Below are 19815 nucleotides of genomic sequence, written 5' to 3'. Positions count from 1 at the left end.
GCTAAAGCACTTCCGTAGTATTGCGACTAGATACGAGAAATTGGCTCGTAATTATAAGTCTATGCTGTATCTAGCTTGTACTATGATTCATTGCAAACTGAATTAGGGACACGCCCTAGAACGGTAAATTTCAGACAAAAAAAGACCAGAATAGATATCTGGTCTTTTTGGTTTTCACAGCGTTATAAAAATAAATAAAATTATTTATTTTTATTGCGGCGACCGGCAGTTTTCTTTTCACGCGGTACAGCGACCAGCTCAGCCAATTGCTCAGGTGATGACCATAGACCTTCTAAGTCATAGAACTCACGGGCTTGTGGCGTCATCACATGCACGACGACAGCACCCAGATCAATCAATGTCCAGTCAGAGTCGATACCGCCTTCGCGACCAAGTGGCATAAAGCCCGCTTGTTTCGCTTCAGCACCGACATTGTCAGCCATCGCGCGTACATGGCGCTTAGAAGTACCGTCAGCGATAACGATGCGTTCGGTTACGTCAGTCAAATCTTCTACATTCATTACGGTGATGTTCTTCGCTTTCATATCGTCTAGAGCGGTCTCAACAACGGCTAAGCATTCTTTTAAGCGTTCTTCAGTCATGGTGTTGGTCATAAATTTTGATCTCTTGAATCGTCAATATTAAAAATAAAAAGGTAAATCGTCAATTTGCATGCGTTGGCATTGTCGAATGGACTAGATGTCGCCAGTCAGCTGTAGAGACTGGATGGGCAAAATGACAAAGATAAGGCGATTTTAACGGAATTGAGCAGCAGAATATAGCTGATGGGCGATAATATATTGATAAACAGCAGGATTTAGCCATTTAGCTAATGGATTGGGTGCAGTATTGTCTATGATATCATTTATTGGTGCGATAGATGTCATTTGCCTTGCCGCTGCGGATATTATATTCGATCGATTGTCTGTCGGCTGTAACTGTTGGCGTATCTGTGTACTGGATATCGTGGCGATAGGACGCGAGTCTATATAAATGTGGCCTTGATGGGCGTTTTTCAAGAGACGGCTATCGGTCAGTGCTTGAGAGGTGGGCTGTAATAAGTCAATCGGCGCATCGATGCGTAAAGATTGCAGCTGCGCAGGTAATTGGGCGTGCAAGTTCATCGTATCCTGCGCGACTAACGTTTTGTTCGCGCAATGAGACGTGGTTGCCAACAGGCGATTATTTTTATGATTAATATCAGACAAGTCATCACGATTAAACACCCAAAGACTGACATAATCCGTAAGCTCTAAACCGTTTTTCCATTTGCTCAAACTCAGCGCGCTATCCATACCGATGATGAATATTAGACTGTCATGCGGATAACGCTGGCGCAACGTGCGTACACTATCGATGGTATAAACAGGCGGTGTTTGCCACAGCTCAAGCTCATTAATTTGTAGCGGTGTATGGAGTGTCGCAAGCTTTAACATCGCCAGACGGTGTTTAGGATCAGTACTTTTTTCTTTAAAGGGTGAGCGCGCATTGGGCAATAGTGACACGTGCAGCGCGCGCTGTTGCTGCTTGGCTAGCGGTAGCAAACGCTGATAAACAGTCACCGCCATTTGCAGATGACCCTCATGTACGGGATCAAATGAGCCGCCAAGATAAGCACGAATGGCTGGCGCAGGTGTATTTTTTTGAGAATTTTTGCTGGTATTTGGCATAAATAAATGCGTAAAAATAGATAAGAGGCACGTTGTCGTTGATGCATTTTATCCTTTTATCAGCGGACCTTTTTAGGTTAAATGCTTCGATGGTAGCGCTATTGTAGAGGGCAAGCGGGCATCTGTCATTAAAAGCGCTGAAATACTAGGTAAAATGAGCGCTTAGCTATCCATTATGAAAGATTTTTAAAAAGTCAGTTGTAAACGTAGCCAATAAAAAACCGACCATCATGTTGATAGTCGGTTACCTATAGCGCAATTAGTCCTACATTTTAATGCAATTAAATCGCGTCGCTATGAGCTTGAATAGCAGTAAGGGCGATGGTGTAGATAATATCATCGACCAAGGCTCCGCGAGACAAGTCATTTACTGGCTTATTCAAACCTTGCAGCATTGGGCCAACACTCACCACATTGGCGCTACGTTGTACGGCTTTATAAGTGGTATTGCCCGTATTGAGATCTGGGAAAATAAAGACATTGGCTTGCCCAGCAACCGGTGAATCAGGCGCTTTTTGCTTGCCGACGCTCATGACAGAAGCGGCGTCATACTGTAGTGGTCCATCGACTTTTAGATGTGGCGCACGCTCGCGGACGATTTGGGTCGCACGAGTGACTTTTTCGACGTCCGCGCCAGTTCCTGATGAGCCTGTAGAATAGCTAATCATCGCAACTTTTGGATCAATACCGAAGGCGGCAGCAGACTGTGCTGATTGAATGGCAATCTCAGCCAGTTCTTCGGCATTTGGATCAGGATTAATGGCACAGTCACCGTAGACCACCACTTGCTCAGGTAGCAGCATAAAAAATACTGATGATACGAGCGAGTATTGCGGTGCGGTTTTAATCAACTGAAACGCTGGACGGACGGTATTGGCGGTGGTATGAATCGCGCCAGAAACGAGGCCGTCGACTTCGTCCATCTGTAGCATGGTCGTGCCTAGATATACGGTGTCTTTTAAGTATTCAGCCGCGACTTCTGCGCTGGTTTTACCTTTACGGCGTTCGACCACTGCAGCGATATACTTATTCATATCAAGCGTATCGGGGTCAATTATTTCAAGACCTTCAGGTAAAACTAAGTCAAGATTTTTAGCCACTTGCTCGACATCGCTACGCTTAGCGAGTAGTACACAGTTGGCGATGCCGCGGCTTTGACAGATACAAGCGGCTTCAACCGTACGCGGCTCAGAACCCTCTGGTAGCACGATGCGTTTTTTGGCGTCTTGTGCTTTTTTAACCACTTGATGACGGAATGCAGATGGTGAGAGGCGCGGCTCATGATTTTGACTAAAATAGTCTTTAATCCAGCTAAGATCTAAATGGGCGGCGACATAACGGGCCACTTCTTCAGCACGTTCAGTATCATCACTTGGAATCTCTGCGCTCATGTGCATGAGGCTCTGTACGGTCTCATAGCTGTCGCTTTCGACACTCATGACAGGGATGCCTGTTTTGAGGGCAGATTGCCATAGCTCAGCGACGGTTGCACTCGGCTCGACGCCGCCAGTTAATACCAATCCTGCCAGCGGGATACCATTGATACAAGCCAAACCAGCTGCCAATAATAAATCATCACGGTCACCGGGTACGACGATAAGGGTGCCACGTTTAAACACCTCATCGACGCGTGCGACCGAGCGTGCGGTTAGGCTAATGCGGTTAATACGGCGTGACTTAGCTTCACCGACATTGAGCCATTTGGCATCAAGCTCAGTGGCGATATCCCACGTACGAGGCACGGACAGTGAATCACTGAATGGCACTACCCCGATTAAACGGAACGCGTCAGTATTAAAATGCGGTGATAGGCGCTGGACTTCTTGCATAAAGCCGTCATCTAAACTCACAACCGCTTCACCAGGGGCAACGATTTGATTTTCTACAGTGCTTTGCGCATTTGGCAAGTCATGTACACGCATCAAAATCGCGCCGAGCGTGCGCTCATGGGCGATGCCGCCAAACTCACGAGCGTGAACGTCAAGTTTATCAGCCAGGTAGGCCGGTTTACTGGTATCAGCAGTGCTAACAAAGATGATTCTAGCATCTAACGCATGAGCAATCGCCCGGTTGATTTGCGAGGCATAAGAGGTCTCTGTGGTCGGTACTAAGCCTTCACAGATCACCACATCATAATCATCGCCAAGAGTATGATAATTGACGACCACTTCTTCCATTAAGTCATCAAGATTACCATCACCAATCATACGCTCGACACGCTGCCGACTGATAGATTTAGGTGGCGTCAGACCAAAAGCATGCATTGCTAACGCGCTTGAGCTGTCTAAACTGTTTTGCTTATCAAGTGTATCATCTTGCAAAAATGGCTTCATAAAGCCCGCTTTGATACCGTTATAATCAAGAGCGCGAATCAATCCAAGCGCTGCTGACGTTACGCCGATACCACGGCTGATGGGAACTAGTAAAATGGTTTGCATAAAGTATCCTACGGTTTATTATATTTTTAAAGCTCACTTCATCCTTGCTAGAATGAGTAAAACGTCGCGCTTCTCATCATAGGCTGTTTATAAGAAGCGCTGGGCAAAAAAATAACTTAACACGTCTAATGAATAAAAGCTTATAAGACGACTAGAAGCTTATGAGAAAATTATAAGCAACTTATAATATAAGCAACTTATAAAAAGTGTCGAGCTTAGAGTAAGCCCAATGCTTCACGTGTTTCTTGAGCAATACGGCACTCTTCATCAGTTGGCACAACCCATAGCTCGATGCTGCTATCGTCTGCGTGGAAGCTGCCTTCGCTACCACCAAACAAGCTCGCATTTTTGTCAGCGTCTACTTTTATGCCGAAATGACGCATCACTTCTAGGATACTGGTTCGGGTGGTGACTGAGTTTTCGCCGATACCACCCGTAAAGACAATACCTGTGAATTCTGGCAGCGCGCAGCTTAAGCTGGCAAGATATTTACCGACGCGGTAACAAAACATCTCGATAGCGAGCTTAGCATCTGCGTGACCTTCGTTCGCCGCTTGTTCGACGGTACGTAAATCATTAGACAATCCTGAGACACCCAATAGACCACTTTCATTATTGAGCATGGCATCAATCTCTTCCAAGCTCATACCGAGCTGGCGCTTTAGGTGTATGTGTAGACTTGGGTCAACATCACCACTACGCGTACCCATCATGAGCCCTTCAAGCGGAGTCAGACCCATACTGGTATCGAAACTTTTGCCATCATAAACGGCAGTCGCCGAGCAGCCATTACCCAGATGCGCTGTAAGCCAGCCATGTGGGCCTTTAGACTCAGTAATTTCACTGGCACGCTCTGAGACATAGGCATGAGACGTACCATGAAAGCCATAGCGGCGGATTTTGTGTTCTTCGTACAGGGCTTTTGGTAGTGGGTAGCGAAAAGCAACAGGAGGCATGGTTTGGTGAAAGGCCGTATCAAAGACGACGACTTGAGGAATATCAGGATAAATCGCCTGTACCGCTTCGATACCTAAAGCATGGGCAGGGTTATGCAGTGGCGCGAGTATTTTTAAGCGTTTTACTTCGTCCAGTACATGCTCATCGACACGGACTGCTGCAGAGTACTCACGGCCACCATGAACCACGCGATGACCAACGGCGATGAAATGATACTGTTCTAATAGCTCAAGAATTTTTTGTAATGCTAACTGATGACGACCACCTGAGATAGAGATTTCCAGCTTATCACCATTCAACGTCGTGTGTTTGATACGAGCAGTATCGAGTCCTAAGTTTTCGGCCAAACCAGTGATACGAATAGAATTGTCTTCGCTAATCAGCGCGTATTTGATAGAAGAGGAACCGCAGTTGAGGACTAAGGTGGGATTGATTAGGTTCGATGTTTCGGTATTTTTGTCATCAAAAGTGGTGGTTAGGCTGGCGCTCATACTCTGTCCTTAGATTGTATTTTGTAAAGGGTGACTCATCACAGACGAGTACCGGTTGAATAAACAAAAACCAGCCGCATCCATGCCGACATAGGTCAAGCAAGTACATTGCTGATTCTGGTCACTCTTGGGCTGGCACTGTTGATCAGTGCTTGTTAAGTCGCATGCTAGCGCCTCAACACAGTCGCAAGGTCTAAACATAATGTACCATAGTTTTATGGCTATACCACGATAACTATAAGGGTTAAATCAATAGAATGTGGTATAGACAATACAACTGTACACCGATTGTCGCTAGGGTTTGTCGGCTGCTACAGCCAAATATAGTAGCTAATAATAAATTGTAAGAAAATTTGTCTAAGTAAATATAATAGGCTGTTTTACCCTTATAGCGATACATTAAGACCACTAGTATCAACGCTCGCTTAGTAAATGGCAGTCGCACGGTCTAGTAAAGCTTAGCAAAACCAAACTCGTCCAAATTTATTGATTAGGGATATTCAGTATGCACACAGCATTATGTAATAATGCTATTATCCAAAGCAGTTATATTGTCATTTTTTAGCGATGGCGATAGCTTTTATTTAGCTGTCTATAAGGTTTGATCTATCGCCTTTATGACTCGTGCTTTTTATCATCATCATGCCATTGCAAAGTCACAGGTTCTCTATTCTATGTTTACTATTAACCGCTTTTCGAAAACTGAGCACACTAATGTCGCTGATCTTGGTCGCCGTGTTATCTCCACTTTTATTATTAGTGGGGTGGTTATAATGGGTTTGACGGGTTGCGGTCAAAAAGGCAATCTATACCTCGCCGACGCTAGTAGCCAGACGGTTCAAGGAGCTACGGATAGCGCTGGCATACAGGGTAGTACCTATTCGACACAAGATGATAGTCATCAAGAAATGGATGATTTTAAGCTACCGGAACCTAGTGAAGACCCGAATGATTATTGATTCTGATTAAAGAATCAATGCCGTCAACGAGATTTCGGTGTGCACCCTAAGATTTTTTAACTTTGTAACCTGATGAAATTAGAGATGTTTATATGAGTCATTCTGAGCAACAAACTGGCGAATCTGTCACGATCCAAACTGAGCAAGGCTTGTATATTAATCCTCAAGCTTTAACCGCCCATTTACCCGCGCTAGATTATCGCGATGGCGCACTGTATATGGAGCAGGTGAGCATTGATGATGTGGTTAAACACTACGATACGCCATGCTATGTCTACTCAAAACAAGCCATTTTGGATGTTTATCAAGCTTATAGCGATAGCTTTGCCAGTTTAACGCACCAGATTTGTTATGCGGTAAAAGCAAACTCTAACCTTGCGGTACTTGGTATATTGGCGCAAGCAGGCGCAGGGTTTGATATCGTCTCTCGTGGCGAGCTCATGCGCGTATTGGCGGCAGGTGGTGCTGCTTCACGTGTGGTGTTCTCAGGTGTGGGCAAAACCTATAGCGATATCGAATATGCCCTGACCCAAGGTATTGGTTGTTTTAACGTAGAGTCAATCAGCGAGCTGGCTTTAATTAATGATGTGGCACAGAAATTGGATAAACCTGCGCCAATTTCACTACGGGTTAATCCCAATGTCGACGCCAAAACCCATCCGTATATCTCAACAGGGTTAAAAGACAATAAATTCGGTATTACCCACGAAGACGCGGTTGCCGTCTATGAGCAAGCGGCACAGTTATCCCATATTGATATCGTCGGTATTGACTGTCATATTGGCTCGCAGTTGACTGAAGTTGCGCCATTTGTAGCAGCTTTAGATAAAGTGATTGAGCTAATACACAATTTACGTGATAAAGGTATTGAGCTGCGTCATATCGATTTGGGCGGTGGTTTGGGTGTGCGTTATATCGATGAGACACCAGTATCTATCGACGAGTTTGCCCAAGCGTTATTACCGAAACTTAGCGAGCTTGGCTTAACGGTATTCTTTGAGCCGGGTCGCAGTATTGTGGCAAATGCTGGGGTATTATTGACTAAGGTTGATGTGCTCAAACCAACGGAACATAAGAACTTTGCCATTGTTGACGCAGCAATGAATGACTTGATTCGTCCGGCGTTATATCAAGCTGAAATGGCAGTCATTCCAAGTGTTTTGCCTGAGAATGGCATCGACACTGATGGCACACAGCCATGGGATATCGTTGGCGCTATTTGCGAAACGGGTGATTTTTTAGCGAAAGACCGTTTATTGTCGCTCGCGGCAGGCGATGTTTTAGCAATCACAGGCGCTGGTGCGTACGGCTTTACCATGAGTAGTAATTATAATTCACGCCCGCGTGCTAGTGAAGTAATGGTCGCCGATGATAGCCATCAACTGATTCGCAAACGCGAAACCATTGAAGCACTATATGCGGACGAAGTATTGTGGCAAGGTAAATAAATCGTTGACCAACAGATTTAGCCATTTTTAGCCCATTTAGGCGTTTTCGTTTAGACTGAGGACATGCTCTAGATAAAAAGCCCCTTGTCTTTATGATGATGGGCTTTTTTATGGCCTGCTCTAATGAGAGATATCAGTTTGGCTGTACAAGGTGGATTTAGCATCGTGTTAACTTAGTATTTGATAGCGGTGATAGTTATGATTGTATCTGACAGCGTGCTAATATAAGACATACATAAAAATAGGATAGGATAACAAGGATATGCTAATAGAATTTACGAAGATGCATGGTCTGGGCAATGATTTTATGGTCATCGATTTGGTGACTCAGCGCTTAGATTTGACCAAGGATTTGGTACAGTTACTGGGTGACCGTCATTTGGGTATTGGCTTTGATCAGCTGCTCGTCGTTGAGCCACCGATGCGTCCTGACGTTGATTTTAGTTATCGCATTTTTAATGCTGATGGGTCAGAAGTTGAGCAGTGCGGTAATGGTGCGCGCTGTTTTGCCCGTTTTGTGCAAGCGCGTAAACTGTCATTTAAACAGCGTTTGCGTGTTGAGACGGCGAGCGGCATCATTTCATTGACCACTGATCGTTATGGCTGGGTCGAAGTCGATATGGGTAAGCCGAAATTTGAACCAAGCGAGATTCCTTTTACCCCCAGAGCCACGACCAAAATTCAAAACGCCTATCATCTCGATGTAAATGGCACTCCTGTACAGCTTTATGTTGCCAATATGGGCAACCCGCATGCCGTTATCAAAGTTGATAACGTGCTCGATGCCGACGTTGAAACCTTAGGCAAAGCCATCGAATCGCATCCCGCCTTTCCCGACCGCGTCAATGTCGGCTTTATGCAAGTGATGAATCAGCGTCACATTCGTCTGCGTGTCTATGAGCGCGGTGTCGGTGAGACACAAGCCTGTGGTACTGGCGCTTGTGCCGCAGTAGCGGTTGGTATCCGCGAAGGCTGGCTCGATGAAGGCGAAGACGTGCGTGCGCAGCTTTATGGTGGCAGTATGATCATCAAATGGCAGCCGGGTTATTCAGTGATGATGACCGGTCCGACCGCCTTTGTTTACGAAGGCGTATTTAGCCCAGATGGTCTGATGGCACAAGCGGGCATCAAGCCCAATCCAGAAAGCTAATGGATAATAGGGCTATGTCCAATAAAAACAATCATACGATGGAGCCTACCTCAGATTCTGAGGCAAAAGCATGGCTATCAGTCGAGCACGCCGCGGCTATAGAGTCGGATGCTGCATTACGTGATTTGTTAGCGCCCGTGCATCGTTGGCTTAATGTCTTGTCGGTGCGCAATCATTCGCCGCATACGTTGACCGCTTATTTTGCAGGACTGAATCAATTGGCGCTGTTTTTACGTGGGAAACGTCTGACGTGGACGCGCTGCGATAAGCGCCAATTAGCCCAGCATATCAGCCAACGCTTGGATGAAGATAAGCTGGCACTTGCCAGCGTCCAGCAAGAGCTGTCAGCAATTCGCCATTTTTATGGCTGTTTGATAGAAGAGGATTTAGCACGTATCAATCCAACGACTGGCTATCAGCTCAAGCGTAGTCCTCGACCGCTGCCGTCTATCGCTGATGTTGATTTGCTCACTCAACTGCTTGACCAAGAGATGCCTGATACACCCGAACAAGCGCGCCTATGGCTGCGTGATAAGGCGATGTTTGAATTGCTATACAGCAGCGGTCTGCGCGTAGGTGAGTTGGTCGCGTTGGATATGGTAGATGTAGATTTGTCAGACCTGCGCGTGCGCGTGACAGGTAAGGGCAATAAAACGCGTTTGGTGCCGTTAGGTATCAAGGCAGCAGAAGCGATTAGCCGTTATCTACCGCATCGTAATCTTTGGGTGGAGCAAATGGACAGCGCATTATTCATTAGTGAAAAATTGGGTACGCGTTTATCAACACGGGCAGTACAGCAGCGTCTCAAAGTTGCGGCTACCCGTGCTGGCATCGCACAAAATATGTATCCGCATCTATTGCGCCATTGTTTTGCCTCGCACATGCTGTCGGGCAGTGGTGATTTGCGTGCGGTGCAAGAAATGCTTGGGCATAGCGATATCAGTACCACGCAAATTTATACCCATGTCGATTTTGCTAAACTCACGCAAGTCTATGATCGCGCTCATCCGCGCGCGACTCATACACGGACCGAAGAAAACAACACCTAATATTCAATACTTACTATTCAGTATTGAAACTGACTTACGCCAAACGATGACAGTCAAAAATGGGCATTTTTTGGCGGCCTTGCTGTTGAGTCTGTTTATCTAAGGTTGCCAAAATCAAAGCATAATTTTTATTATCTTTATTAATAGCGTTGTTTAATTCACTATCCTCATAGCTGTTAATAATCGTGCCATCAAAAGCTGTGATAGTGGTATGCCCCCACGTTTGACGGATATCACCGTTTTTATAAACATGGTCGCCGCCTTGTGCTGCGCCAATGACCATGCACTGACTGTCTAACGCTCGTGCGCGAAGTAACAGCGACCAGTGTGCTTGCCCCGTTAAATAAGTAAATGCCGATGGCGCACTTAATAGGTCAGCGCCTGCTTGACGTAAGCGCTGTGCCAATGCGGGAAAACGCAAATCAAAACAAACCATCATACCCAGTTGATAAGCAGCATGATCACTCTCTACTGTTGCAACTACAGTCTGTGTGCCGGGCTCAAACGTCGCCGCTTCATTATAGCTGCCATGTTTATCTGCTACCGTCGCCGTGAATAGGTGAATTTTGTCATAGCGTGCCACTCGCGTACCATCAGGGGCAAATAGCTGACTGACTTGGCGCAGTCTGCCATCAGGCACGATAACGCCATCAGGGCGATAAGGGCAGGGCAGTGAGCCTGCCAGCACATAGACACCGTAAGTACTGGCATAGTCTGCTATCGTCGCTGATAGCGCATCAAAGCGCTCTGCGGTGGCAAATTGCTCGCCCATGCTACAGCAGTTTTCAGGTAAGACAACAAGATGAGCACCTTGATGACTGGCATCGCAGATGGCAGCTTTTATAGCCGTTACGTTTTTTTCGATGTTTTGCTGGCTATTCATTTGAATCGCAGCAGTGATAAGGTGCGGTTTGTTTGCTTGGTCATTCATCGTATTATTCTCGGTTAATGTTAAGAGTGATTCAATTGGCTCGAAGGTTTTGTGTCATGTACCTTGTATTTTCTATACAGCCTTATTATTATCAACAAGATTTGGTTGTTTATTGTTTAGCAGTTCATGCTAAAACGGTCAAATTTATAGAGTTTTATAAGTAGAGAGCAATAAGCGTATTGGGCCGTCTATAAATTATCATAGCAAAATTGCCACGAAAAATGCTATCGTCATGTCCTGATAACGTTAACTCGCTACTTTAAGTGACAACATATATAGACTATCACCAGTATCGGAGTGTAATGAGCCACCCATGAGTATGTCTTTCGGATTGGCGACCACGCTGAGCACCTCACAAAAACTGACCCCGCAAATGCAGCAAGCCATTAAATTGCTGCAACTCTCTAGTCTTGAGCTTGCGCAAGAAGTTCAGGCCAAGCTGGATAGTAATCCATTGCTTGAACGTATTGAGGATGATGAAGATGAATACGATTATGGCAGCGGCGATAGAGTAGATGAGTCATTGACACTTGATAGCTGGAACCAGAGTACTGATACTGATTCATTTAGCGTAACCTCTGAGGGTAATACCCATACCTCTGAACCAGATGAAGAATTTAGTGACAGCTTGGACAAATTACAGCAAGCCAGTATAGATGATGGTGCCATAGACAATCATACGATGGATAGTGACGACTATAGTAGCTTTGAAAGTAGTGTTGATAGCAGTAATTATGCATCTACGGCAAGCAGTTCGGGGAGCAAAAGTGACGAGGATTTGGATATTTATCAAGGCGGCACTTCTGCCACCATACAAGACCATGTGCGCTGGCAGCTGAACTTTAAGCATCTCTCAGAAGCGGACATGTTGATTGCAACCTATCTGATGGATTCTATGGATGACATGGGTTTTGTGCGGCTTGATATCGATGAGCTGTTGCAAAGCTTCGATACGATGGCAAGTTTTTATCAATGGGATGAATCTGTTGAGCACGATGAAGTCATGGCTGTTTTACGTGTTATTCAGTCTTGTGATCCGCTGGGTGTTGGGGCGCGAAATCTCATTGAGTGCCTAGCGATTCAATTGTCCAAGCTCGATGCAAATACTGACCATCTAAAAGAAGCGCAAGCATTATTGTCAGCCAGTGAGCATTTGGTGAGCAATAACATCAAAGCATTGACTGAGCGGACTGGTCTCGCACCTGCACAGATTACCCCCGCACTTAACTTGCTGCGTACTTTGAATCCGTCACCTGGCCTGCTATTTCAAAGCAGCCAACCAGACTATACTCAGTCGCCAGCCAGCTATGATATTCCTGATGTTTTGGTCACGCCTATACGTCACCATCAGAGTCAGACGAGTTCAGATACATCGACGCAGGAGGACGGCTGGTATGTGCGCCTCAATCCTGACACCATGCCAAAGCTAAGAGTCAATCAAGAATATGCCAATTTGGTGAAGCGCGGTGATGACAGCCCCGACAATCAATATCTGCGTGAGAACCTCACCGATGCCCGCTTGTTTATTCGTAGTATTGAAGAGCGTAATCAAAACTTATTAAAAGTGGCAACCAGTATCGTGCGTTATCAGCAAGAGTTCTTGCAGCATGGCGCGACTGCCATGCAACCCCTTATTCTAAAAGCCATTGCGGAAGAAGTGGATTTGCACGAATCGACCGTCTCGCGTCTAACCACCAGTAAAACAATTTTGACGCCGCAGGGATTATTTTCACTCAAGCATTTCTTTTCATCTCATGTCAGCAGTACCGACGGCGATATTTCATCGACTGCCATTAGCGCCATGATTAAGCAACTGATAGCCGACGAAGATGCCAAAAAGCCATTATCTGACAGTCGCATAAAAGATTGTCTATTATCCGAAGGTATTGATATCGCCAGAAGAACCGTGGCCAAATATCGTGAAGCAATGAATATTGGCTCGTCTACTCAGCGTAAACAGAAATATTAAATGTCATAATTCAATGAGTTAAGAGAAAAATCGTGCTATCGCTAATATATTTCTTGATAAATATAAAAAATAAAATTTTCTGATTATATAGAAACATTGAGGAAACAACCGTTTTTATTACATTTAATTACACTTTACTGTCTTGCTACTATTCGATATTCATGACAAATTAGAGTCATACCAACAACGAAATCTAAGTGTCGATTCAGCGTATTTACTTATCTCATTAATCAAAATGACAACGAAAGGACACATTCGATTTTTGCTAAAAGCATCGATTATTAAAGGCGCTAATTAATAAAGACATCCCATTCATTGTTGGTAAGGCAGGGTGAAAAAGCAGGAATGCTGGCTCATCTGTTGATTGTAAGTAACAACGCAAGCAACAACGTAGGCAACAATGTAAGTCATAATAAAAGGACAACAATATGAATGTTTCTATCAGTGGTCACCATATCAGTGTTACCGACGCTATGAACGCAGCTGTTCAAGAAAAACTTGATAAAATTGGCCGTCATTTTGATCAAATTCAAAGTATTCAAGTCATTTTATCATTAGATAACAGCGGTGCTATAAAGAGCCATAAGGCTGAAGCGATTATGCGAGTCTCGGGTAAAGAGATGTTTGTCCAAGCGCTTGACGATGATATGTATAAAGCCATTAACGAGATGGCAGACAAACTTGATAGACAAGTACGCAAGTACAAAACTAAGTTGGAGAGTAAAAAGACTCAGGGTGCTGGGCGTGATGGACGCTATGAAGAGCTGATGACAGATGATGCCGCTCCAGCAGTCTAATGTTATAGAGTTTAGGATATTTAAAGGTTACTGATTACTGGCTGATGAAATAATAAATAGTATAAATAGCCGCATTTTTAGATATCTCTAAATGACATTGCCTAAAACGGAAAAAGACCTCGAACGTTTGCTACGTTGAGGTCTTTTTTATGAGCAATTGTTTTTTAAAAACTCACCTTTAAATACATTTCTTTAAGCACATTTATTTTCAGATCAATAGATCATCATTTTAGCTAATTAGCCACCACCGACTGCTTGTACCACTTCGATATTCATACCTTCAGCGATACTTAATTGAGCAAGCTCACTCTTTGGAATCAGTTCGCCATCGACTTCTACTGCATAACGACCTTGGCTAAGACCAAGCTCATTGATGACCAATTGCACGGTCTGATGGGTAGTCTGTAGTTTCTTACCATTAACGATAATGGTACTCATAAAATATACTCCTTAATGATTTTTTATCCTTTTGTGCGTACTAAGGCGTGTCCTCATTTTTATCTCTATTTTCAAGATGAGGATACGCTATAGAGTGCAACTTACTTATTGTTTGATCGATTGGTTATTTTGCGACCAATTTGTTCATCTTAAATGATGACACTGCTAACCATAGCCAACCTGCAATCATTAGTACACCACCGATAGGCGTAATCGCGCCAAACCAAAGTGGTGCGCCAAGTGTCATTGCATATAAGCTACCAGCAAATATTATAATGCCAATTTGTAGTAGCCATGCAGTAGTTTGCGTGGCATATCTCAGGCGAATCAACAGACCAACCAGTAATAAACCCAGCGCGTGTATAAATAAATACAGTGTTGCAGTGTGCCACCATTCGAGTTGTTGAGCACTGACGATGTTTTTTAAGCCATGCGCTCCAAACGCTCCTAAAGCGACAGCAATGGCCATATTGATCGCCGCAATACCTATCCAATTTAACATGACAAACTCGTATTATCTAAAAACTACCGCTGGTGAAAGACAGGCACTACTGATAGGTAATTGCTACTGAATATCGTCTGGCAAAATAACGCTATCAATGGTCATTGCCTCGCGGATTTTGTCCATGGCATTTTTTTCGATTTGGCGCACGCGTTCTGCTGAGATAGAGTAGACGGCTGCCAATTCGTGTAAGGTTGATTTTTGCTCAGAGAGCCAGCGCTGCTCCACGATATCGCGTGAGCGCTCATCAAGGGTATCCATTGCCGCGATCAATGCAGATGAGTTGCTTTCTTCCCAATCTGCTTCTTCTAACTGCTCTGCAGGATCGATACCATCTTCTAAAAATAGCTGCGGTGCATAACGTCCATCGTCGTCATCGCTAGATTGCGCTTCAAACGAGGCGTCATAAGAGGTAAGCCGCGACTCCATTTCTAACACTTGCTTGCGTGTGACATTCAAGTCTTTGGCAATGGCATCAGCCTCTTCTAGCGTGAGCTGGTTGTTGGTTTTTTTGAGACTACGTAAGTTAAAGAACAATTTACGGTGCGCTTTGGTGGTCGCGACTTTGACAATGCGCCAGTTACGAATCACAAATTCATGGATTTCTGCTTTAATCCAATGCACTGCAAATGACACCAAACGCACGCCCTTATTAGGGTCAAAGCGTTTTACAGCTTTCATTAGTCCCAGATTACCCTCTTGGATTAAGTCTGCTTGCGGCAAACCATAACCCGAGTAGCTGCGGGCAATATGAATCACAAAACGCAGGTGCGACATCACGAGCAAACGCGCCGCTTCTACATCGCCTTCGTCATAATAGCGATGCGCCAGCTCTTGCTCTTGGATTGGTGTCAAAATTGGAATTTGGTGCACCGTGTTGATATAAGCGCCCAAATTGACCCCAGGCGCTGACAAATGAGTCGGCATCGCTGGCACTAAGTCACGGGTGCTAGTATCGCCTAAGGCGCTAGCATCATAAGGTGGACGTTGGGCGGCAGCTTTTAATGCGGCATCACGTGCTTCGTTTTTTATAGGAGCTGCCTCATCTTTTTTATTCGTTTTTGCAGTATCAGTAGAATTATTAGCCATATTCTTGACCTTGATTAAATAGTGACGCAAATAGTCAGATAAAAATCTTTATAGTTGTAATTGTAAAGGATAGCGACACTTAGTTGCTATCAGTTTTAGTAATGATGAAGTGATATATTGTATCGAAACGCTGTGCTGATAAGCTATCCGCTGATGGCTGATCCGTCATGCTATCAACGATTAATCGCAGTTGACTTGCGGCATTTGCTTGCTGGCTTTGTTGACAAAAAGCGGTGATATCAGCCTGTGAGTTGGCATCAGTTGCGACCACATATAATGAACCACCAGCTGTGACGTCACGTAGTGCTACTTTGGTTTTTAACAGCGGCATTGGACAAGCAAGTCCGCGACCATCGACGAAACGTTGAACATGAATAGGCTGCGTTTCAGTCGCCTCATTATCTGTAGTGACAGTATGCGCTGGTAACAAGTCTAACAGGTTGTTGATGTCTTGCTGCTCAGTATCAGACAAATCTGCTGATAAGTTTATAGAATAAGGCGAATATACGGTGGTTGACTGACGATCAGCAGACATAAAATAAACCTTATAAATATTTTGATTTGTACTAGGGCGTGTCCTCAATTCAATCGATTACTTTCTAAATGGGCTAAAAATAGCTAAATTTTGCCAAACATCGTCAAATAGCTTCTTAATATCTCGATATTATGTGCGCTATTTTCCTTGTTTGACGGCAATTTATCTCATTTTTATCACCATTTTTAAAATGAGGACACGCCCTAGATTGTATTGAACATTCGCAAACACGCAAAGACAGTGCCTGTAATTCATAAAAGACACTCGGCAGTGGCCAGACCCTATAGTCATGAAATGCCATTATACCAAATAGCCGATATGTAGTTGAAGTTGAATATAATCAACGTCACATTCAGTTCATTAGAATCACCTATGGTCTATTCAAGATAATTTAGATACAAGGAAGACGAGCAAAAGTACTAAAAATAGTAGACTGAGCGCGCCTGATACCACATCCATTTTATATGGGATTGACTAAAGCCATGTTGCGCAATAGTGACGGGCAGCTGAGTTATTGGTAGTCGAATGCAGACTAGAATTGACCTTATATCAGCAAGCTCGTATAGTCGAAAAACGTTTAGTTAAAAGACCAGTCGAAAAAACCTTATTTCAAAAACAGTATCATTACTCACTTGCATAGGATACGCACTTGAACCATTTTAATAGACAATCGATACTTGGTAATGCGCCCATGACCCAGGAAAAAAAATGTAAAAGTGCCAAGCGTTCGATGGCATTATCGAGCGCTATTAAATTGGCGTTGTCGGCGGTACTAATGACGATGACCACTGCTGCCATGAGTGAGGATAGTCTTAATAATGCTAATACGAGCAGCAAAGCGATGGCATCCAATTATAATTCATGGCAAACCACCGGCTCAGAAGAGCTAAATCTGCCTAATTTGCGCGGACAAGGCTTGAGCTTCGCTGAGCAATATCAAAACAAATTGCTCGGCGAATGGTCGTTACGGAATGTCAATGGTCGTATCAAAATGGAGCATGATCCTTGGATTCAAGAAACGGTCAAAGACATGACTTGGCGTCTCAATGCGCAAGCAAGGCATCAAGCGCCGATGGGTTTGGTTATCATTGATAACCCAAGTATCAATGCCTTTGCAGCACCAGGCGGTGTCATTGGACTCAATACAGGGACGATTCTGGCCGCTAGCAGTATGGATGAGCTTGCCAGTGTGGTGGCGCATGAAGTTGCTCACATCAGTCAGCGCCATTATGAAAGTGGTGCTGATGAGCGCAAAAAGGCTTTGCTGATGCAGATAGGCGGTATGCTGGCAGCGATTGCAGCATCGGCGGTCGATGGTGATGCAGCGGCGGCAGTGATGATGGGCAGCCAAACGGCGACGATGAACAGCACGATGGCATTTAGTCGAAATAATGAACGCGAGGCCGATCGGGTGGGGATGCAAATCATGACCCAAGCAGGCTACGACCCAAGGGCGATGCCGCGATTCTTTGCCACGATGAACCAACGCAGCCAGCTCAACCAAATTGAAAATCGATTTTTACCAAGCTTCGTACGCTCGCATCCACTGAGTAACGAGCGCTTAAGTGAAGCGCAAAGTCGTGCCCAGCATTATCCTTCACTGTCACTAAATCAGCAGCAGCGCCATCAGGCTTTATTTGATCTGCTCTACTGGCGTGTCCAAAGTACGGGTAAACACGCCTCAGAGACAGTGCTAATGACGGCTGCTAAAAATAGCGTAGGTGCCAAATTGGCTTTGATGAACTGGTATGGCGAACAGCAACGCTTTACAGAGGCAAGCGATTTACTGGCTGAAATCAATCGACTGCCGCCTACGCAGCGCCAAAATTTAGAGCCTTTACTATCAATTACTCATAGCCAAATTCTAACGGAGCAGAATAAATGGTCACAAGCGGCGGACGTATTAGCCAGCCAGCAGCGTGTTTATCCTGAGCGTCGTGATCTGCGTCTTTATTTGGCAGAAGCGCTCACCAATAGCAATCAGTCAATCAAAGCCCAAGCGTTGCTTAAACCACTGACCGAGCAGCAGCCAAGCGACCGTTATGCTTGGCAAAGCCTACAACTGGCCAATGAAAAACTGGCAAAAACGACCGACTCTGCGTCCCTGAAAAATATTGCCACCATTAACGCGCTACGCTATCGCAGTCATGACCAACTATGGAGTAGTCGTTACGAGAGTGCATTGACGTCACTCACCCAAGCCAAACAACTGGCGGAAAAACTACAAACCACGGCTCAAGCCAGTAGCGCTCGTCCATTACTTGCCAATATCAATGCAGAAATCAAAGCAGTAAAAACCGCCAAAGACTTTGAGCCTTAGGCGGTTATTTTTACGATGTCGTCATTAGCTTTTGATGACACTAATTACTAGCCTTGCAGCGCATCTTTCACCAGCTTAGAGATGAGCGCAGGATCTGCGCGTCCTGCGGTTTTGTTCTTTAATACACCCATCACACTGCCCATGTCACGCATAGATGTCGCGCCTTGTGCAGCGATTTCCGCATTGACCAAAGCCGCAAGTTCAGCATCATCCATTTGTTTTGGCATAAACTCATTGATGATATCAATCTCAAACTGCTCTTTGGTTGCCAGATCATCACGGTTGTTTTCGGTAAAAATAGTCAATGACTCATGGCGTTGTTTTAGCTGCTTTTGCAATATATCTAAGACTTGCGCATCATCAAGCTCTATTTGACGGTCAATCTCAATTTGCTTGATAACCGCTTGCACGTTACGTAGTACTTTGACACGCTCAAGCTCACGCGCTTTCATAGACACTTTGACATTGTCTGATAAAGTTTGTTTAAGTTGGCTCATTGTTATTATCCTTATCTGTTAAGAGTTATTTATTCAAATTTTTAAGCAATAATAATAAAAATTGTAGCATAAAAAACGCCACTGATATCAATGGATAACAGTGGCGTTAATGTAGCACTTGTACTTAATTAATCGAATTATCGATTAGTACATACGAGTGGTACGAATAGTTTCGCGTTGTAATTTTTTCTTATAACGCTTTACGGCAGCAGCTTTTTTACGCTTACGTACTTGCGTTGGTTTTTCATAAAACTCACGCTTACGTACGTCTGATAATACGCCAGCTTTTTCGCAAGCACGCTTGAAACGACGGATAGCGATGTCAACTGGTTCGTTTTCTTTAACCTTAACTGCAGGCATGAAGACTCCTCGATTAGGATGAGATATAAGGGCATTAGTCTGGCTGTGTATTAGTATTTAGCCGTAATATCTCAAGATTACAGGCATCAGCTCAAACTAGGATAATCTTGCGCATGAGCACAAGGGCAAGCATTTTAATAAAAAATGTCAGTTAAGTCAATAATTTTAGCACATTAATCCATATTTATCATTAAGTTGCAAGATGCAATGCGCAG

General features: G+C 44.5%; 18 protein-coding genes and 1 pseudogene. 8 read left to right on the top strand and 11 right to left on the bottom strand.

Going from position 1 to position 19815, the window contains the following annotated elements; genetic code table 11:
- Positions 1 to 106: pseudogene (locus ACP7AE_RS09550) on the top strand (IS5/IS1182 family transposase); the annotation flags it as partial.
- A gap of 94 nt (positions 107 to 200) precedes the next feature.
- On the opposite strand, the gene rsfS reads toward ACP7AE_RS09550, so the two are convergent.
- The 4 genes from rsfS to ACP7AE_RS09530 all read right to left on the bottom strand — a co-directional run bounded on the left by rsfS (position 201) and on the right by ACP7AE_RS09530 (position 5556).
- Entirely contained in the window at positions 201 to 614 is a 414-nt protein-coding gene (gene rsfS, locus ACP7AE_RS09545; RefSeq protein WP_045443355.1) for a ribosome silencing factor, read from the bottom strand.
- A gap of 141 nt (positions 615 to 755) precedes the next feature.
- Positions 756 to 1670: a nicotinate-nicotinamide nucleotide adenylyltransferase gene (locus ACP7AE_RS09540; protein ID WP_426242746.1), complete on the bottom strand. Its 915-nt coding sequence runs from the start codon at positions 1668 to 1670 to the stop codon at positions 756 to 758.
- Positions 1671 to 1951: 281 nt separating this feature from the next.
- Entirely contained in the window at positions 1952 to 4108 is a 2157-nt protein-coding gene (gene pta / locus ACP7AE_RS09535) for a phosphate acetyltransferase (RefSeq protein WP_426242744.1), read from the bottom strand.
- A 215-nt stretch (positions 4109 to 4323) separates the two neighbouring features.
- On the bottom strand, positions 4324 to 5556 hold the full coding sequence (locus ACP7AE_RS09530) for an acetate/propionate family kinase (protein ID WP_055123535.1): 1233 nt from the start codon (positions 5554 to 5556) through the stop codon (positions 4324 to 4326).
- A 674-nt stretch (positions 5557 to 6230) separates the two neighbouring features.
- Here ACP7AE_RS09530 and lptM point away from each other — a divergent pair.
- The 4 genes from lptM (at position 6231) to ACP7AE_RS09510 (ending at position 10162) form a co-directional block, all read left to right on the top strand.
- Complete coding sequence (gene lptM, locus ACP7AE_RS09525) at positions 6231 to 6515, top strand: LPS translocon maturation chaperone LptM (RefSeq protein ID WP_426242742.1); 285 nt, start codon at positions 6231 to 6233, stop codon at positions 6513 to 6515.
- 92 nt (positions 6516 to 6607) lie between these two features.
- The gene (gene lysA / locus ACP7AE_RS09520) at positions 6608 to 7963 is read left to right on the top strand and encodes a diaminopimelate decarboxylase (protein WP_201540594.1); all 1356 of its coding nucleotides are present in this window, start codon (positions 6608 to 6610) and stop codon (positions 7961 to 7963) included.
- Between the two features lie 262 nt (positions 7964 to 8225).
- Positions 8226 to 9113, top strand: coding sequence for a diaminopimelate epimerase (gene dapF, locus ACP7AE_RS09515; protein WP_201540593.1), 888 nt, complete (start codon positions 8226 to 8228; stop codon positions 9111 to 9113).
- 14 nt (positions 9114 to 9127) lie between these two features.
- Positions 9128 to 10162, top strand: coding sequence for a tyrosine recombinase XerC (locus ACP7AE_RS09510; protein WP_227676669.1), 1035 nt, complete (start codon positions 9128 to 9130; stop codon positions 10160 to 10162).
- 34 nt (positions 10163 to 10196) lie between these two features.
- On the opposite strand, the gene ACP7AE_RS09505 is transcribed toward ACP7AE_RS09510, so the two are convergent.
- Positions 10197 to 11093, bottom strand: coding sequence for a nitrilase-related carbon-nitrogen hydrolase (locus ACP7AE_RS09505; RefSeq protein WP_426242739.1), 897 nt, complete (start codon positions 11091 to 11093; stop codon positions 10197 to 10199).
- Between the two features lie 313 nt (positions 11094 to 11406).
- On the opposite strand from ACP7AE_RS09505, the gene rpoN reads away from it, so the two are divergent.
- Together rpoN and hpf are read left to right on the top strand one after the other, a co-directional pair.
- A complete protein-coding gene (gene rpoN, locus ACP7AE_RS09500; RefSeq protein ID WP_426242737.1) occupies positions 11407 to 13062 on the top strand; it encodes an RNA polymerase factor sigma-54 in 1656 nt (551 codons plus the stop codon).
- A 428-nt stretch (positions 13063 to 13490) separates the two neighbouring features.
- Positions 13491 to 13859 carry a ribosome hibernation-promoting factor, HPF/YfiA family gene (hpf, locus tag ACP7AE_RS09495; RefSeq protein ID WP_045443369.1) on the top strand — a complete coding sequence of 123 codons (369 nt, stop codon included), beginning with the start codon at positions 13491 to 13493 and terminating at the stop codon, positions 13857 to 13859.
- Positions 13860 to 14096: 237 nt separating this feature from the next.
- Here hpf and thiS read toward each other — a convergent pair whose 3' ends face one another.
- From thiS to ACP7AE_RS09475, 4 genes are all read right to left on the bottom strand, one after another.
- Entirely contained in the window at positions 14097 to 14297 is a 201-nt protein-coding gene (gene thiS, locus ACP7AE_RS09490; protein WP_045443372.1) for a sulfur carrier protein ThiS, read from the bottom strand.
- Between the two features lie 124 nt (positions 14298 to 14421).
- The gene (locus tag ACP7AE_RS09485; RefSeq protein WP_372814585.1) at positions 14422 to 14799 is read right to left on the bottom strand and encodes a DUF423 domain-containing protein; all 378 of its coding nucleotides are present in this window, start codon (positions 14797 to 14799) and stop codon (positions 14422 to 14424) included.
- Positions 14800 to 14862: 63 nt separating this feature from the next.
- A complete protein-coding gene (rpoH, locus tag ACP7AE_RS09480; RefSeq protein WP_198329691.1) occupies positions 14863 to 15726 on the bottom strand; it encodes an RNA polymerase sigma factor RpoH in 864 nt (287 codons plus the stop codon).
- A gap of 241 nt (positions 15727 to 15967) precedes the next feature.
- Positions 15968 to 16423 (bottom strand): sulfurtransferase TusA family protein, encoded by a 456-nt coding sequence (locus tag ACP7AE_RS09475; RefSeq protein ID WP_426242735.1) that lies wholly within the window; start codon positions 16421 to 16423, stop codon positions 15968 to 15970.
- Between the two features lie 691 nt (positions 16424 to 17114).
- On the opposite strand from ACP7AE_RS09475, the gene ACP7AE_RS09470 reads away from it, so the two are divergent.
- A complete protein-coding gene (locus ACP7AE_RS09470; protein WP_426242733.1) occupies positions 17115 to 18743 on the top strand; it encodes a M48 family metalloprotease in 1629 nt (542 codons plus the stop codon).
- A gap of 47 nt (positions 18744 to 18790) precedes the next feature.
- On the opposite strand, the gene ACP7AE_RS09465 is transcribed toward ACP7AE_RS09470, so the two are convergent.
- Both ACP7AE_RS09465 and rpsU read right to left on the bottom strand, forming a co-directional pair.
- The gene (locus tag ACP7AE_RS09465) at positions 18791 to 19240 is read right to left on the bottom strand and encodes a GatB/YqeY domain-containing protein (protein WP_045443381.1); all 450 of its coding nucleotides are present in this window, start codon (positions 19238 to 19240) and stop codon (positions 18791 to 18793) included.
- Between the two features lie 144 nt (positions 19241 to 19384).
- On the bottom strand, positions 19385 to 19600 hold the full coding sequence (gene rpsU, locus ACP7AE_RS09460) for a 30S ribosomal protein S21 (RefSeq protein ID WP_010195908.1): 216 nt from the start codon (positions 19598 to 19600) through the stop codon (positions 19385 to 19387).
- Positions 19601 to 19815: the final 215 nt, after the last annotated feature.

This window comes from Psychrobacter sp. TWP2-1-2, assembly GCF_049896785.1.
GTDB lineage: Bacteria > Pseudomonadota > Gammaproteobacteria > Pseudomonadales > Moraxellaceae > Psychrobacter.
Note: the sequence above shows the minus strand (reverse complement) of the source record. Positions and strands in the feature narration are given on the sequence as shown.